A 14,375-nucleotide genomic window follows, 5' to 3' on the forward strand; every position below is an offset into this window, starting at 1 on the left:
GGGCCCGAGAATGTATCAGAATTACTTCGTCGTCGACGCGCACACCCATTTCTGGGACGGCAGCCCCGCCAATCAGATCAACCGGTACGGCGAGGGCTTCATCAAATGCTTCCACGACTACCACTCGAACCTCTCGCCGGACGAGTACAAATGGCCGCTCGAGGAGTTCGAGCGGTACAGCGAGGAGCGCATGATCCGCGACCTGTTCGAGAACGGCTACGACGACGTCGCGATCCTGCAGTCCACCTATCTGACCGACTGGTACGTGAACGGCTTCAACACGACCGAGCAGAACGGCCGGATGGCCGAGCGCCACCCCGGCCGGTTCATCGTGAACGGCCGCTGGGATCCGCGCGACGGCGAGGCCGGGATCGGCGAGCTGGAACGGCTGCACGAACGCTGGCAACTGCGCGGCGTGAAGCTCTACACCGCCGAGTGGAAAGGCGACTCGAAGGGCTGGAAACTGTCCGACCCGTGGTCCTACCGATACCTCGAGAAGTGCCAGGAGCTGGGCATCCGCAACATCCACGTGCACAAGGGCCCGACCGTCTACCCGATGAACCGGGACGCCTTCGACGTGGCCGACGTGGACGACGCCGCCACCGCATTCCCGGGGCTCAACTTCATCGTCGAACATGTCGGGCTCCCGCGTCTCGAGGACTTCTGCTGGATAGCGACTCAGGAGCCCAATGTGTACGGGGGCCTCGCCGTCGCCATGCCGTTCATCCACAGCCGTCCCCGATATTTCGCGCAGATCATCGGCGAGCTGCTCTACTGGCTCGACGAGAACCGCATCCTGTTCGGCAGCGACTATGCGATCTGGCAGCCGAAATGGCTGATCGAGAAGTTCGCCGCGTTCCAGATCCCGGACGACATGCAGGGCGAGTACGGCGTCCTCACCCCGCAGATCAAACGGAAGATATTGGGCCTGAACGCCGCCCGCCTCTACGACATCAAGGTGCCCGGCGAATTCGACGTGCCGGACGAGCCGGTCGACTCCGGGCCGGCGATCGCGTCCGGGACCGCGGCATGAGGGATCTCGCCTGGCGGGCGCTGGCGGACGTCCGTGATCCGGAGCTCGATCAGCCGATCACCGACCTGGGCTTCGTGGCGGCGCTCGACGCCGGTGACGACGGGATCCGGGTGGAGCTGCGGCTGCCGACGTACTTCTGCGCGCCGAACTTCGCCTGGCTCATGGTCGCCGACGCCCGGGACGCGCTCGCCGCGATCCCGGGCGCGGGCCCGGTCACCGTGACCCTGGTGGACCACTTCGCCGCCTCGGAGATCAACTCAGCGGCCGCCTTCGCTGATCACTTTCAGACGGATGGTCAGGACGGCGATCTGGCGGAACTGCGCTCGGCGTTCGACCGCAAGGCGCACACGGCGGCGCAGGAGCGGCTCGCCCGGCAGCTGATGCCGCTCGCCGGCGACCGTCTCGGCGGGCTCACCCTGGCCGAGGCGTCCCGGCTCGCGCCGGACGCGGCCGCGGCGGTGGCCCGGCGCCGGGAGCGTCTCGGCCTGGTCAGTGATCACGCGATCTGCGACGACCGGGGCGCGCCGATCGCGGCGGAGGATCTGGGTGGGTGGTTGCGCTCGGCCCGCACGGTACGCGTGAGCGTCGACGGGAACGCCGAGCTCTGCCGGGGCCTGCTGGCGACGAGATATGGCGTCAGCCGTTCCTGAGCCGGCCGTTTCCCGTGGTCCGGCCGGATCGCGCCGCGGTCTCCGGAGCCACGGCCCGGCCGGTCCGGGTCGCGGTCTCGAGCGCTGCGGCCCGGCCGGTCCGGGTTGCGGTCTCGAGCGCCACGGCCCGGCTCGCCCGCACCGCGCCGAGCCGGACGACGCGCTCCACCGACCAGCGGTCCGCGCGCATCCGGGCCGTCGGCAGGGAGACCGCGACGGCGCCGACGAACCGGCCGGCCGCGTCGTTCACCGGCGCGGCCATGCAGGACAGCTCCGGCTGGAACTCGTTCACCTCGACGGCGAGGCCGGTACCCCGTACCTGATGAAGTTGCCTTTCCAAGAGATCCCTATCGGTCACCGTGGAGGCGGTGACGGCGGGAGTCCCGGTCCGGTCCAGCACCGCATCGCGGTCGGCCGGCGCCAGCGTGGCGAGCATCAGCTTGCCGAAGGCGGTCGCATGAGGAGCTTCGTGAAAACCCACCCCGAGGGTACGGATCCGCGGGTGCTCCGGGCATTCGTCGACGTGCGCCACGATCATCTCGGCGTTGCGGAGGCTCGCGTAGTAGGCCGCCGCGTGCGCCTCCCGGTGCACCACGGCGGCGACCCGGCACACCCCGGGCGGCACCGCGATCTGCCGGTGCAGCGCCCGGGCCAGATCGTCGAGGCGGTGGCCGAGCGCGTAGGCCCGCCGCTCCGGGAGGTGGACGAGATAGCCGCCGGTCACCAGCGTGGTGAGAAGGTGGTAGGTGGTGGGCAGCGTCAGACCCAGATCGCGGGCCACCTCCCGGGCCGCGACCGGCCCGCCCGCCGCGGCGACGTGGTCGAGGACGCGCATCGCCCGCTCGACGGACTGCAGAACGCCGGTGTTCCTGCCGGTCATGCCCCCAGCGTGCTGCGGTTCCCGGCCGCGGGGAACCGTCCGACCGGATAGCGCGAAAGCTGATCAACGATGATCTTCATAACCGCCGAGTTCCTGATCAAGCCGGCCGCCACCCCTCGCATCGTCAGCCAGTCCATCGATCAAGCGGACTGGTCCGAGCCGGGAGAGATGGCGGTCCGGCCCGGAGGATCAGAGAAGGGCTGACACGTACGGGTACCACCTGTTCGCGATCTTGGCATCGCCCGCGCTGTTCGGGTGCACGCCGTCGTAGGTGTCCGTCGCCGTGTCGAAGCCGGTCCACTGGTCGACGACCGTGATCGGGGACGCGGCGGTGGAGAGGCCGGCGGCCCACCCGGGGATCGCCGCGTTCAGGTTGACCACGCGCTGCCCGCAGTCCGTGCAGGTGGGCGGGTTCAGCGGGATGATCTGGGCGACCAGGATCCTCATGTTCGGGTTGCTGGCGCGCATCTGGCCGACCAGGGTGGTGTACGCGTTCAGGATCGTCGCGGTGGACAGGTTGCTCCACGCGTCGTTCGTGCCGAAGTGCATCATCACGACGTCCGGGTCGGTGGCCGCGAGCCAGCCCGGCAGCAGATTCTGACTGGCGACGTTGGTGGCGAGATACCCGCCGTGCCCCTCGTTCTCCCCGTCGTAGGCGAAGCCGCACCCCTGGGCCGGCAGCGTGCCGACGAAGTCCACCGCGGCGGCCGGCAGCTTCTGCCAGAGCAGGGCGCGCCAGCAGCCGGGCGAGCCGGTGATCGAGTCACCGAGCGCCATGATCTTCGTGGGCCCGCCGGTCGGCGGATTGCTGGTGCTCGGGCTGGGGCTGGTGCTCGCGCTGGGACTCGTGCTCGGGCTGGGACTCGTGCTCGGTGACGTGCTGGGGCTCGCGCTGCCGCTCGGCGATCCGGACGGGGTCACCCCGCCGGTGCAGGCCACGCCGTTGAGCGCGAAGCCCGCCGGCGCCGGGTTCGACCCGGTCCACGACCCGTTGAAGCCGAACGAGGCGGACCCGCCGGTGGCGACGGAACCGTTCCAGGCGGCATTCTTGACGGTGACCGCGGCCCCGGACTGCGCGACGGTCCCGCCCCACAGCTGCGTGATCGTCTGTCCGGCCCCGAACGACCAGGTCAGCGACCACGACGCGAGCGGATCGCCGAGGTTCGTGACCTCGACGTTCGCGCCGAAGCCGCCGGGCCACTGACTGGACACGGCATACTTCACCGAACACCCGGCAGCCGCGTCGGCGCGCGTGGCGACGGCCGCGAGCCCGCCGGCGAGCACAGCGGTGGCACTGGCGAGGACCACCAGTCTCCGTGAATGCATGGGGGATCTCCAATCGGGGAGAGTTGGGAGCGCTCCCATTAACCCACATCAATGCGTCGAGAAAAACCCCGGCGCCGGGGAGGGCTAAGCCCGACCCCCGGCTGCACGCCGGGGTCGTGTTTGTGCCCGTTTTGTCGCTCTCCTGTGCAGCCGCGGGGCGTGGCTGTACGCCGGGGTCGTGTGCGTGCCCGATTTGTCGCTCTCCGGTGCGGCCACCGCCCGTGGCTGTACGCCAAGGTCGGGTGCGCGCCCGTTTTGCCGCTCCCTGGTACAGCCGACGCCGCGCTACGGCCGACGCCGCGCTACGGCCGGGACCGCCCGCGGCCCCGCGCCGGCAACCAGCCCCGAAGACCTAGGAACGCCCCAGCAGGGAGGACACGGGCAGACCCCGGATCGAGGCGTCGAGGACCTCCGCCGTATGCGCCAGCGCTATCGACCCCCCGCGCCGCCGGACCGCCGCCGCCACCTGCATGAGGCAGCCGGGATTGGCGGTGACCAGGAGGGATGCGCCGGTGGCGAGGACCGCCGACGCCTTGCGGTCGCCGAGTTCGGCGGCGGGGGCGGGGTTGAGGACGTTCCAGACGCCGGCCGAGCCACAGCAGATCTCCGGCTCGCTGATCGGGAGCGTGGAGAGGCCGGGGATGCCAGCGAGCAGGGCGCGCGGCTGCGCCGTGATCCCCTGGGCGTGGCCGAGGTGGCAGGCGTCGTGGTAGGCGACCGCGACCGGGAGGGGGTGGCGGGTGGCGACCGGGCCGAGTTCGACGAGGAGTTCGGCCAGGTCGCGGACCTTGGCCGCGAAGGCGGCGGCCCGGGAGGCGTAGGCCGGGTCGTCGGCGAGCAGGTCGCCGTACTCCTTCAGGGAGGAGCCGCAGCCGGCCGCGTTGACCACGAAGTAGTCCATGCCGGTCGACTCGAAGACGGTGATCAGCCGGCGGGCGAAGCGCTGGGCCTCGGCGCGCCGGCCGTTGTGGGTGCTGAGCGCGCCGCAGCACCCCTGACCCGCGGGGATGAGGACGTCGCATCCTTCGGCCGCGAGGACTCGTACCGTTGCGGCATTGACCTCGGGGAAGAACGCGGATTGCACGCAGCCGGTCAGCATGCCCACGACGGCCCTCTTCGCGCCGCGTGCCGCGACGCGGCGCGGCGGCGGAGGCACCGGGCGCAGGCGGGGCGCGAGGCTTTCCAGGGTGGCGAGGGTGGGTGCCAGTCGTTCCAGGAGGCCGGTGCGGCCTACGAGTCGCTGCAGGCCACTTCTCTGGTACGCGGTGAGCGGCCATCGCAGCAGACGGAGCCGGCGCGGGTAGGGGAAGAGCGCGAAGATCGCGGATCGCAGGGCGCGGTCGCGTCCCGTGCGCGGGTGCCGGCGCTCGATCTGGGCGCGGGTGTCCTCGATGAGGCGGTCGTACTTCACGCCGGACGGGCAGGCGGTCACGCACGCCATGCAGCCGAGGCAGTTGTCGAAGTGGCCGACCATCGAGTCGCTGAGCGGTTCGCCGGAGAGGCCCTGGCCGATCAGGTGGATGCGGCCGCGCGGCGAGTCCATCTCCTCGCCCCAGAGCGTGTACGTCGGGCAGGTCGTCAGGCAGAACCCGCAGTGCACGCAGTCCGACACGAGGCCGGCACTCGGCGGCCGGTCGTCGTCGAAGGCGGTCCGGCCACCGTTCTCCGCGGCGCGCAGGGCGTCGGGCGGATTGCCGGTCCCGTGAGTGGCGTCCACATCGGCCATAGCAAGCGCCCTTCGATGATCAGATTCCACCGGCGAAGCGCCCCGGCGCGAACCGGTGCGCGGGATCGAACTGGTCCTTCACCCGGCGCATCAGGGCGAGCCCCGGCACCGGGCCCCAGATGTCCAGGGTGTCCCGGACGTCGTCCGGCGCGGTCAGCACCACGGCGTGCCCGCCGGCCCGGACCGCGGCGGCCCGGAGCAGCTCGACCCGGCCGTGCGGATCGCACGTGAAGCCCGCGTAGAGGACCCCGGCGCCGGCCGAGCCGGTGACCGTCGCGCCCGCGCCCACGGCCGTCGCGACCAGGGCCGGCACCTGCGACAGCACGCCGGTCAGCTTGACCAGGACCGAGCCGGGCGGGGTGGCGCCCCACCACGGCGGCGGCTCGGCGGACACCTCGCCGTCGAGCAGCCGGGCGATCTCGAGGGCCCGGTCCCGGACGCCGGCGGCGGTGCCTTCGAGCAGCACCGCGAGCTCCGGGTCGGCGCCGGGCGCGGCGTGCACCTCGAGCCCGCTCGCCGCGAACTGCCCGGCGAGGATGCGGGCGGCCGCCCCCGGTGGCGCTACCGCCCGTACGAATGATGTCGCTGCCGGAACCGGGTGCAGGCGGAAGACGCACTCGGTGATCAGCCCCAGGGTTCCGAAGGAACCGGTGTAGAGCTTGCCCAGGTCGTAGCCGGCCACGTTCTTCACGACCTTGCCGCCCGCCTTCGCGACCCGGCCGTCCGGGCGGACCACGGTGATCCCGATGAGCAGGTCCCGGGCCGTCCCGTAGCGCAGCCGGCGCGGGCCGCTCGCGTTCGCGGCGACCGTCCCGCCCGCCGTCGCCGCGGCCGGGGCGTCGAGCGCGAGCTGCTGGCCGGGCAGCGCGTGCAGCTCGGCCATCGGCGTCCCGGCCCGGACCACGGTGATCAGGTCACCGGCCGCGTGCTCGACCACCCCGCTGAGCCGGCGGGTGTCGATGATCAGGTCGAGGTCGCGGGGCGGCGTGCCCCAGTCCAGTTTCGTGCCGCCGCCGCGGATCACCACGGTGAGGCCGGCCGAGGCGGCGATCAGGGCGGCTGCCTCCTCGGTGCTCGCCGGCGCCGCGACGAGCCGGGCCGGGACGCCACCGACCACGTCGTCGTCGCCGGCCTTCACCGCGAGATCGTCCAGAGCCGACACTCAGAACACCTCCACACCCGGAAAAGCCTCATGGGTACGACCGCCCGGCCGCTCACCGCAGAGCCGGGGCGTCGGGAAGACCTTGCCGGGGTTAGCCAGGTTGGCCGGGTCGAACGCGCACCGGACCAGGTGCATCGTCTCCAGGTCGGTGTCGCTGAACATCCGCGGCATGTACCGGGCCTTGTCCACGCCGACCCCGTGCTCCCCGGTGATCGAACCGCCGTACTCGATGCAGAGGTCGAGGATCGCCCCGGACACCGTCGCGGCGCGCTCGGCCTCGCCCGGCACCGCGTCGTCGAAGAGCACGAGCGGGTGCAGGTTGCCGTCGCCCGCGTGGAAGACGTTCGCGACCCGCACCCCGTGCTCGCCGGCCACCTCGTTGATCCGGCGCAGCACCACGGGCAGCGCGGTCCGCGGGATCACCCCGTCCTGCACGATGTAGTCCGGGCTGATCCGGCCGACCGCCGCGAACGCCGACTTGCGGCCCCGCCAGATCAGCTGCCGTTCCGCGTCGTCGGCGGCCACCCGCAGCTCGAACGCGCCGGCCTCCTCGCAGAGCCGGGTCACCTCGCCGAACTGCGCCTCCACCTCGGCGGCCGGTCCGTCCAGCTCGACGATCAGCACGGCGCCGGCGCCGGCCGGGTAGTCGCAGTGCACCGCCGACTCGGCCGCCTCGATGGAGAGCGCGTCCATCATCTCGATCGCGGCCGGCACCACCCCGGCCGCGATGATCGCCGAGGTGGCCGCGCCGGCGTGGTCGGTCGAGCCGAAGGCGGCCAGCAGCGTGCGGACCGTCTCCGGCAGCCGGGTCAGCTTCACCGTCACCTCGGTGGCGACCCCGAGCGTCCCCTCGGAGCCGACGAACGCGCCGAGCAGGTCGTACCCGGGGGTGTCCGGCGCCAGACCGCCCAGCCGGACCACCTCGCCGTCCGGGGCGACCACCCGCAGCCCGGTCACGTGGTTGGTGGTGAAGCCGTACTTGAGGCAGTGCGCGCCGCCGGAGTTCTCCGCGACGTTGCCGCCGATCGAGCAGATCTGCTGGCTGGACGGGTCGGGCGCGTAGTAGTAGCCGTGCGGCGTCGCGGCCTTGGTGACCTGCAGGTTGATCACTCCGGGCTGGACCACGGCCCGCTCGTCCTCGGGGCGCAGGTCGGCGATCTCGCGCAGCTGCGACGTCACGATCAGCACACCGTCGGCGTGCGGGAGGGCGCCACCGCTCAGCCCGGTCCCGGATCCGCGCGCCACGAACGGCACCCGGGCGGCGGCGCACTCGCGAACCGCCGTGGCGACGTGGTCCTCGGTGCCGGCGAGCACCACCAGGGCGGGGACGACCTTGTAGTGGGCCAGGCCGTCGCATTCGTACGTCCGCAGCTGCTGCCGGTCGGTGAGCACCCGCTCGGCGCCGATCCGCGCCCGCAGGCGCGCGGCGAGCACATCGATTCCCATGGTGGGCCTCCCGGGCGGCCGGTCGCCGATGACACCGCCCTCCCGTCACGCTAACGGTGATTAAGGCCGGGCGCGACGGGTGCGCCCGAGGCGTGAGATCGGCGCGCGCCGGCCACGGCGGCGAGCGGTGTTCAGGGGATCACTCAGCGTCGATGCTTTTCGCTTGGCGGCTACGGTCTGTCAAGATGGCCCGATGTTCGTGACTGGCCGGGCTCCCCGTGTCCTTCTCGCCGCCGCGTGCGCTCTCGCCGTCGTGGCCGGTTGCAGCTCGTCCGGCGAGCCGGATCCCGGCCCGGACGGCGGCCTGGTCAGCGTGACCACCATGCGCGGCGCGTTCCTCCAGGCCTCCGAGGTCGGGCCGACCTGGGCCGCGCCCGAGGAGAGCGCCGCGCCGGCGCAGCTGGTCAGCTTCTGCGGCGGCACCACGACGCCGCCGGAGATCCCGCCCGGCGCCGAGCTCGTTTCGGCGTCGCTCGCCGACGAGGGGCAGACCGGCGCGCAGACGCTGCACCAGACCGCGCTCGTCTACCCGGACGCCGCGTCGGCGCAGGCCGGGCAGTCGCTGCTGCGGACCGTGGCCGACCAGTGCCCGAAGTCGGCCGAGGTGCCGGCCACCGTGACGGCGGACCGCAACGAGCCGGCGTACGCCGAGACCGTCGAGGTGCGCGATCTCGACGAGGGCGGCTGGTCCGGGTTCGTGATCGTGCGGCACAAGAAGTACGAGGCCGCCCACCCCGGCACGGCGGACACCGCGGTGGCCGTGCTGACCAGTCGCAACGTGGTGCTCGTGGACACGTACGCGATCTATCGCCTGGACAACGCGAGCGCCTCGCCGAACTTCGAGGCGGACTGGCAGAAGCTGGTCGGCTCGGTCGTCCAGCGGGTGGGATAGACACGAGCACCGCAGTGGTCTATCGTTCGCCATGCGCCGTTGTGAGTTCTTCCCCCGTGGAATTCACAGCGGCGCCCTTATTTTCCGGATCTTCCCGGCGCCGTCGGCCGACTGTCCGATGCGGACTCAACCGACCCGGTGAACTTTCTTGAGCATGGTTCGGTGATGGCCTAAGCTTCTGGTCGGCCCATCAACCTCAGTTTATGGCCGGCCTGCATCGGGGGATGTGCATCAGTCGTTCCTGGTTCCTCCGGGGACGTCACTGCTGCTCATGGTCGGTCATGAGGTGCGTTGTGTCGGAAGGTCCAACAGTGGGCCGGCGGGGGAGTGGTGCGGAGTGTCCGGTGCAGAAGGGGTCTTCTCGATCGCGGGGAAGCTGGACCGGCTCTTCCGCGCCACGAGCCGCCCGGAGCCGAGCTACATGACCGTGGCCGAGGCGATCCGGACCGGCCAGGGCGTGGCGATCTCGCACACCTACATCTGGCAGCTGCGCACCGGCCGCCGGGACAACCCGACCGTTCAGCATCTGACAGCGCTGGCCCACTACTTCGGCGTCCCGGTGGCGTACTTCATCGACGACGAGGTGACCCGCCGCGTCGACGCTCAGCTGGAGCTGCTGCGGTCGCTGAGCGGGGCCGGGGTCACCGAGATCGCGCTGCGCGCCGCCGACGTCTCCCCGGACGGGCGGAAGGCCATCACCGAGGCGATCCGGAAGGTCTGGGAGTCCGAGCATCCGGACGGCTGAGGCCCTTCCGGTACGCCCTGCTCACCTGCGACAGCCAGGCCACCTCGTCGTCCATGCTCGGCCCGACCGGCGCCCAGCGGCCCGGCGTCCCGTCCGGCGGCAGTCCGGTCTCCCGCTGGCGGAGCGCCACCAGGATCCGCTGCGCCTCGACGGCCGGGTCCCCGACCCGCTCGGGGCAGCCGGCCGGGAGGTAGGGGCGCAGCGCCAGCAGGCCGTCCCGGATCTCGATGACCCGGCGGTAGAGGCGCAGCCGGACGCCGCCCACCCCGGTCAGCGGGAGCGCGGCCCGGGCCGGCGGCATCAGCACCACCTCGGGGAACGCGGTCCGCATGGCGCTCCACAGCGGACGCAGCACGATCAGCGACCGGTACGCCGCGAGCACCGGCCCGAGCAGCGCGGCGGCCGGCACCGCGCCGCCGAAGAGGTAGAGCAGCGCGCCGGCGGTCCGCGCCGTCACGAGCCACGGCTCCCAGGCGGTCAGATCCAGCCGTACCGGGAAGAGCGCCCACGCGCCGATCAGCAGCGTCTTGACCAGGGCGTAGAGCGCGATCAGCAGGATGCCGTTGCCCATCGTCAGGATCCCGCGGCGGACGTACCCGGCGGGCGCGGCCCGGCCGATGATCGTGCAGGCCCGGGCGTTCAGCAGCATGAGGAACGCGAGGTATCCGTGGAAGACCGCCCAGTAAGTCACCTCGGTCGCCGCGGGTGACCGGAACGGATCATCCGGCGTCTCCGGCACGGCGGAGACCACCATGACGGTCATCATGGCGCCGGTGAGCGACCACTGCACCCACGGCCGCCCGGTTCCGGTCACCAGGCAGACGAAGCTGAGCAGCAACTGGGCGGCGACCAGGGCGCACAGGTGGGCGGCGGCCGGCACCGGCCGGTCACCGGCGAGCGCCGGCAGCGCGATGCTCGCGGCGAGGGCGCAGAAGAGCAGGTTCGCCCAGAGCAGCCGCTGCCGTCCCATTCCGGGTGAATCGGTGCGCCGGAGGTTGGGCAGCCGGGCCAGCACGGTCACCCAGAGCAGCACGGTGACGGCGGCGGAGGCGATCACGTGCCCGTCGCGCCCAGCGCGTCGGCTATCCGGTTCACGGCGGTGCCGAGCGTCGCGTTGCCGAACATCCGGCCCGCGTCCGGGTCGTGCGCCGTCGACGGCCCCCGCGTCGTACGGATCATCGAGGCCAGCATCTCGGCCTCGCGCTCCTGGTCGGTGGAGTACGCGGCGCGGCCCAGCATGCGACTGATCATCGAGGGGTCGAGGTCGGGGAAGAGCTGGGCGGCCAGGTCGGGGTTGCCGGTCTTCTGCCCGTGGCCGCAGAGCATGTGGGCGATCTCGTGCAGCACGATGTGCTCGGCGTGCAGCGGCGAGGTCTCCGGGTCGTAGAAGACGTAGTCGGCCGTGGGCAGGCCGAGATAGAGGCCGCAGGGCGTGCCCGGGCCCAGGCCCGCGAGGGGCTGCCGGTGCAGCGGGCGCCCGCGCGAGGCGGCCACCTCGGCGCAGAACAGATCGAGGTCGAACGGATCGGGCACCCGGATGCCCCGCAACCGTTGCTTCAGTGTCGCCGGCCCCATTGGGGGAACGCTACCTCGCACCGCGCGGTCCGCGTAACCGACCTTGGTCGCCGGCCCGGCTTGCGCGTATCTGCGCGGAGAGAGCGTGATCCGATCAGGGTTCTTCGCGGGGGTGTGGAAAAAGCCACGGGACTGTTAACTATTCACTCTCGGCGTGCTTAGCCTTACGAATCCCGGGGCAGGAACCACTTCGGCCGCGGATTCTTAACCGGAGGTGGGTGCGGCATGAAGTTCGTCTACGACTTCCATGAGGGAAACAAGGACCTCAAAGACCTTCTCGGTGGCAAGGGCGCCAATCTCGCGGAGATGACGAACCTCGGCCTGCCCGTCCCGCCCGGATTCACCATCACCACTGAGGCGTGCCAGGAATTCCTCAAGAGCGGCACGCACGTCGACGGTCTCGGCGCCGAGATCGACGAGCACCTCGCCACCCTGGAACGGGACATGGGCCGGCGTCTCGGCGACCCGGCCGACCCGCTGCTCGTCTCGGTCCGCTCGGGCGCCAAGTTCTCGATGCCCGGCATGATGGAGACGGTCCTCAACGTCGGGCTCAACGACGAGTCGGTGGACGGGCTGTCCCGGCAGGCCGGCGGCAACGACCGGTTCGCCTGGGACTCCTACCGCCGCCTCATCCAGATGTTCGGCAAGACCGTCTGCGAGGTGCCGGGCCACGAGTTCGAGGACGCGCTGCACGAGGCGAAGGTGGCGAAGGGCGTCCAGGACGACGTCCAGCTCGACGCCGATGACCTGCGGGGACTCGTCACCGCGTACAAAAAGGTGTTCGTGAAACACACGGGCCACGACTTCCCGCAGAATCCGCGTGAGCAGCTCGACCTCGCCATCGCGGCCGTCTTCCGCTCGTGGAACGCCGACCGCGCCGTGCTCTACCGCCGCCAGGAGCGCATCCCGGCCGATCTGGGCACCGCCGTCAACGTGGTCGCCATGGTCTTCGGCAACCTGGGCGCCGACTCCGGCACCGGCGTGGCCTTCACCCGCGACCCGGCCACCGGTGAGCAGGGCGTCTACGGCGACTACCTCTCCAATGCGCAGGGCGAGGACGTCGTGGCCGGCATCCGCAACACGCTCTCGCTCGCCGATCTGGAACGCCTCGACAAGAAGTCCTACGACGAGCTCATGCAGATCATGGCGACGCTCGAGGGGCACTACCGCGACCTGTGCGACATCGAGTTCACGATCGAGCGCGGCAAGCTCTGGATGCTGCAGACCCGGGTCGGCAAGCGGACCGCGGCGGCCGCCTTCACGATCGCGAACCAGCTGGTCGACGAGGGGGTCATCGACCTCGACGAGGCGCTCGTGCGGGTCAGCGGGGCCCAGCTCGCGCAGCTGATGTTCCCGCGCTTCGACCTTTCTTCCGAACCGGCCTCCATCACCCGCGGGGTCGGCGCCTCGCCGGGCGCTGCCTACGGCGAGGTGGTGTTCACCGCCGCCCGGGCCGTCGAGGTGGCGGCCGAGGGCAAGCCGGTCATCCTGGTCCGGCGCGAGACCAACCCGGACGACCTGCCCGGCATGATCGCCGCCCAGGGCATCCTGACCAGCCGCGGTGGCAAGACCTCGCACGCCGCCGTGGTGGCCCGCGGGATGGGCAAGACCTGCGTCTGCGGCGCCGACGACATCGAGGTCTCGGCGTCGTCGTTCACCGTCGGCGCGCAGACCGTGAACGAGGGCGACGTCGTCTCCATCGACGGCACCACCGGCCGGGTCTACCTCGGCGAGGTGCCGGTGCGGCCGAGCGAGGTGGTGCAGTACTTCGAGGGCGACCTCGACCCGGCGCAGGCCAACGATCCGCTGGTCGCGGCGGTGCACCGGATCATCACGCACGCCGACTCGAAGCGCCGGCTGCACGTGCGCACGAACGCCGACACGGGCGCCGACGCGGCCCGCGCCCGGCGGTTCGGCGCGCAGGGCATCGGGCTCTGCCGGACCGAGCACATGTTCCTCGGCGACCGCCGTGAGCTGGTGGAACGGCTGATCCTGGCGCGGACCGAGGCGGAGCGCGAGGACGCCCTGGCCGCCCTGCTGCCGCTGCAGCGCGCCGACTTCCTGGACATCTTCCGGGAGATGAACGGCCTCCCGGTCACCGTGCGGCTGATCGACCCGCCGCTGCACGAGTTCCTGCCGTCGCTGGAGGAGCTCGCCGTGAAGGTGGCGGTCCAGCACGAGCACGGCCAGCGGGTGGAGCACGACGAGCAGCTGCTGGCGGCGGTGCGGCGGATGCACGAGCAGAACCCGATGCTCGGTCTTCGCGGCGTACGCCTGGGGTTGGTCATCCCGGGCCTCTTCGCGATGCAGGTGCGTGCCATCGCGGAGGCGGCGGTCGCGCTCGCCGCCGAGGGCGGCAAGCCGCGACCCGAGATCATGGTTCCGCTGGTCGGCGCGGTGCAGGAGCTGGAGACCGTACGCGCGGAGGCCTCGAAGATCATCGACTCGATCGTCGCCGATTCCGGGGTGGAGATCCTGATCGGCACGATGATCGAGGTGCCGCGGGCCGCGCTCACGGCCGGCCAGATCGCCGAGGCGGCCGAGTTCTTCTCCTTCGGCACCAACGACCTCACCCAGATGGCCTGGGGCTTCTCCCGCGACGACGTCGAGGGCGCGTTCTTCTGGCGCTACCTGGAACTGGGCATCTTCGGCATCTCACCGTTCGAGTCGATCGACGCGGACGGCGTGGGCCGGCTCGTGCGGATCGCCGCGGAGGAGGGCCGCGCGGCGCGTCCCGGGCTGAAGCTGGGGGTCTGCGGCGAGCACGGCGGGGACCCGGACTCGGTGCACTTCTTCCACGAGGTCGGCCTCGACTACGTGTCCTGCTCGCCGTTCCGGGTGCCGATCGCGCGCATCGAGGCGGGTCGCGCGGCGATCGAATCGGAGGGTTCGGACCACCGCTGATTGCGATCGACTCTTCATCGACGGCCGCCTTCCCCT

The 14,375-nt window shown here is 71.5% G+C and carries 13 protein-coding genes; 6 read left to right on the forward strand and 7 right to left on the reverse strand.

Translation table 11 applies throughout. The features are described 5' to 3' along the window. Positions 1-10 precede the first annotated feature (10 nt). Both AB0G10_RS29775 and AB0G10_RS29780 read left to right on the forward strand, forming a co-directional pair. Positions 11-1,033: an amidohydrolase family protein gene (locus AB0G10_RS29775; protein WP_360928896.1), complete on the forward strand. Its 1,023-nt coding sequence runs from the start codon at positions 11-13 to the stop codon at positions 1,031-1,033. Next, positions 1,030-1,683 (forward strand): iron-sulfur cluster assembly protein, encoded by a 654-nt coding sequence (locus AB0G10_RS29780; RefSeq protein ID WP_360928899.1) that lies wholly within the window; start codon positions 1,030-1,032, stop codon positions 1,681-1,683. Before AB0G10_RS29775 ends, AB0G10_RS29780 begins: the two co-directional genes overlap by 4 nt. Here AB0G10_RS29780 and AB0G10_RS29785 read toward each other — a convergent pair. After that, positions 1,670-2,563 carry an IclR family transcriptional regulator C-terminal domain-containing protein gene (locus AB0G10_RS29785; RefSeq protein ID WP_360928902.1) on the reverse strand — a complete coding sequence of 298 codons (894 nt, stop codon included), beginning with the start codon at positions 2,561-2,563 and terminating at the stop codon, positions 1,670-1,672. The genes AB0G10_RS29780 and AB0G10_RS29785 overlap by 14 nt on opposite strands. A gap of 69 nt (positions 2,564-2,632) precedes the next feature. Between AB0G10_RS29785 and AB0G10_RS29790 the strand changes: the two genes are divergently transcribed. Beyond that, positions 2,633-2,767, forward strand: coding sequence for a hypothetical protein (locus AB0G10_RS29790; RefSeq protein WP_360928905.1), 135 nt, complete (start codon positions 2,633-2,635; stop codon positions 2,765-2,767). Here the strand turns inward: AB0G10_RS29790 and AB0G10_RS29795 are convergent. From AB0G10_RS29795 to AB0G10_RS29810, 4 genes are all read right to left on the reverse strand, one after another. Next, positions 2,753-3,889: a cellulose binding domain-containing protein gene (locus AB0G10_RS29795; protein WP_360928908.1), complete on the reverse strand. Its 1,137-nt coding sequence runs from the start codon at positions 3,887-3,889 to the stop codon at positions 2,753-2,755. The two genes, AB0G10_RS29790 and AB0G10_RS29795, sit on opposite strands and share 15 nt — an antisense overlap. Before the next feature lie 352 nt (positions 3,890-4,241). Then, entirely contained in the window at positions 4,242-5,615 is a 1,374-nt protein-coding gene (locus AB0G10_RS29800; protein WP_360928911.1) for a heterodisulfide reductase-related iron-sulfur binding cluster, read from the reverse strand. 19 nt (positions 5,616-5,634) lie between these two features. Further along, positions 5,635-6,777 carry an FAD-binding oxidoreductase gene (locus AB0G10_RS29805; RefSeq protein WP_360928914.1) on the reverse strand — a complete coding sequence of 381 codons (1,143 nt, stop codon included), beginning with the start codon at positions 6,775-6,777 and terminating at the stop codon, positions 5,635-5,637. After that, on the reverse strand, positions 6,778-8,223 hold the full coding sequence (locus AB0G10_RS29810; RefSeq protein WP_360928917.1) for an FAD-linked oxidase C-terminal domain-containing protein: 1,446 nt from the start codon (positions 8,221-8,223) through the stop codon (positions 6,778-6,780). A gap of 193 nt (positions 8,224-8,416) precedes the next feature. On the opposite strand from AB0G10_RS29810, the gene AB0G10_RS29815 reads away from it, so the two are divergent. Together AB0G10_RS29815 and AB0G10_RS29820 are read left to right on the forward strand one after the other, a co-directional pair. Then, a complete protein-coding gene (locus tag AB0G10_RS29815) occupies positions 8,417-9,115 on the forward strand; it encodes a hypothetical protein (RefSeq protein WP_360928921.1) in 699 nt (232 codons plus the stop codon). Between the two features lie 337 nt (positions 9,116-9,452). Then, the gene (locus AB0G10_RS29820) at positions 9,453-9,860 is read left to right on the forward strand and encodes a helix-turn-helix domain-containing protein (protein WP_360928924.1); all 408 of its coding nucleotides are present in this window, start codon (positions 9,453-9,455) and stop codon (positions 9,858-9,860) included. Here the strand turns inward: AB0G10_RS29820 and AB0G10_RS29825 are convergent. Both AB0G10_RS29825 and AB0G10_RS29830 read right to left on the reverse strand, forming a co-directional pair. Beyond that, positions 9,811-10,917, reverse strand: a complete 1,107-nt coding sequence (locus AB0G10_RS29825; protein WP_360928927.1) for an MAB_1171c family putative transporter — start codon at positions 10,915-10,917, stop codon at positions 9,811-9,813. The two genes, AB0G10_RS29820 and AB0G10_RS29825, sit on opposite strands and share 50 nt — an antisense overlap. Further along, complete coding sequence (locus AB0G10_RS29830) at positions 10,914-11,435, reverse strand: hypothetical protein (RefSeq protein WP_360928930.1); 522 nt, start codon at positions 11,433-11,435, stop codon at positions 10,914-10,916. The genes AB0G10_RS29825 and AB0G10_RS29830 overlap by 4 nt, the downstream gene beginning before the upstream one ends. Positions 11,436-11,660: 225 nt before the next feature. On the opposite strand from AB0G10_RS29830, the gene ppdK reads away from it, so the two are divergent. Further along, complete coding sequence (gene ppdK / locus AB0G10_RS29835; protein WP_360928933.1) at positions 11,661-14,339, forward strand: pyruvate, phosphate dikinase; 2,679 nt, start codon at positions 11,661-11,663, stop codon at positions 14,337-14,339. The last annotated feature ends 36 nt before the right edge of the window (positions 14,340-14,375 follow it).

Source organism: Actinoplanes sp. NPDC023714, from assembly GCF_040639855.1.
GTDB lineage: Bacteria > Actinomycetota > Actinomycetes > Mycobacteriales > Micromonosporaceae > Actinoplanes.

Bases quoted from the DNA above. Each gene is read 5' to 3' on its own strand.
- AB0G10_RS29800 (WP_360928911.1), bottom strand. From the start codon at position 5,615: ATGGCCGATGTGGACGCCACTCACGGGACCGGCAATCCGCCCGACGCC.
- ppdK (WP_360928933.1), top strand. From the start codon at position 11,661: ATGAAGTTCGTCTACGACTTCCATGAGGGAAACAAGGACCTCAAAGAC.
- AB0G10_RS29795 (WP_360928908.1), bottom strand. From the start codon at position 3,889: ATGCATTCACGGAGACTGGTGGTCCTCGCCAGTGCCACCGCTGTGCTC.
- AB0G10_RS29780 (WP_360928899.1), top strand. From the start codon at position 1,030: ATGAGGGATCTCGCCTGGCGGGCGCTGGCGGACGTCCGTGATCCGGAG.
- AB0G10_RS29830 (WP_360928930.1), bottom strand. From the start codon at position 11,435: ATGGGGCCGGCGACACTGAAGCAACGGTTGCGGGGCATCCGGGTGCCC.
- AB0G10_RS29775 (WP_360928896.1), top strand. From the start codon at position 11: ATGTATCAGAATTACTTCGTCGTCGACGCGCACACCCATTTCTGGGAC.
- AB0G10_RS29790 (WP_360928905.1), top strand. From the start codon at position 2,633: ATGATCTTCATAACCGCCGAGTTCCTGATCAAGCCGGCCGCCACCCCT.
- AB0G10_RS29785 (WP_360928902.1), bottom strand. From the start codon at position 2,563: ATGACCGGCAGGAACACCGGCGTTCTGCAGTCCGTCGAGCGGGCGATG.
- AB0G10_RS29810 (WP_360928917.1), bottom strand. From the start codon at position 8,223: ATGGGAATCGATGTGCTCGCCGCGCGCCTGCGGGCGCGGATCGGCGCC.
- AB0G10_RS29815 (WP_360928921.1), top strand. From the start codon at position 8,417: ATGTTCGTGACTGGCCGGGCTCCCCGTGTCCTTCTCGCCGCCGCGTGC.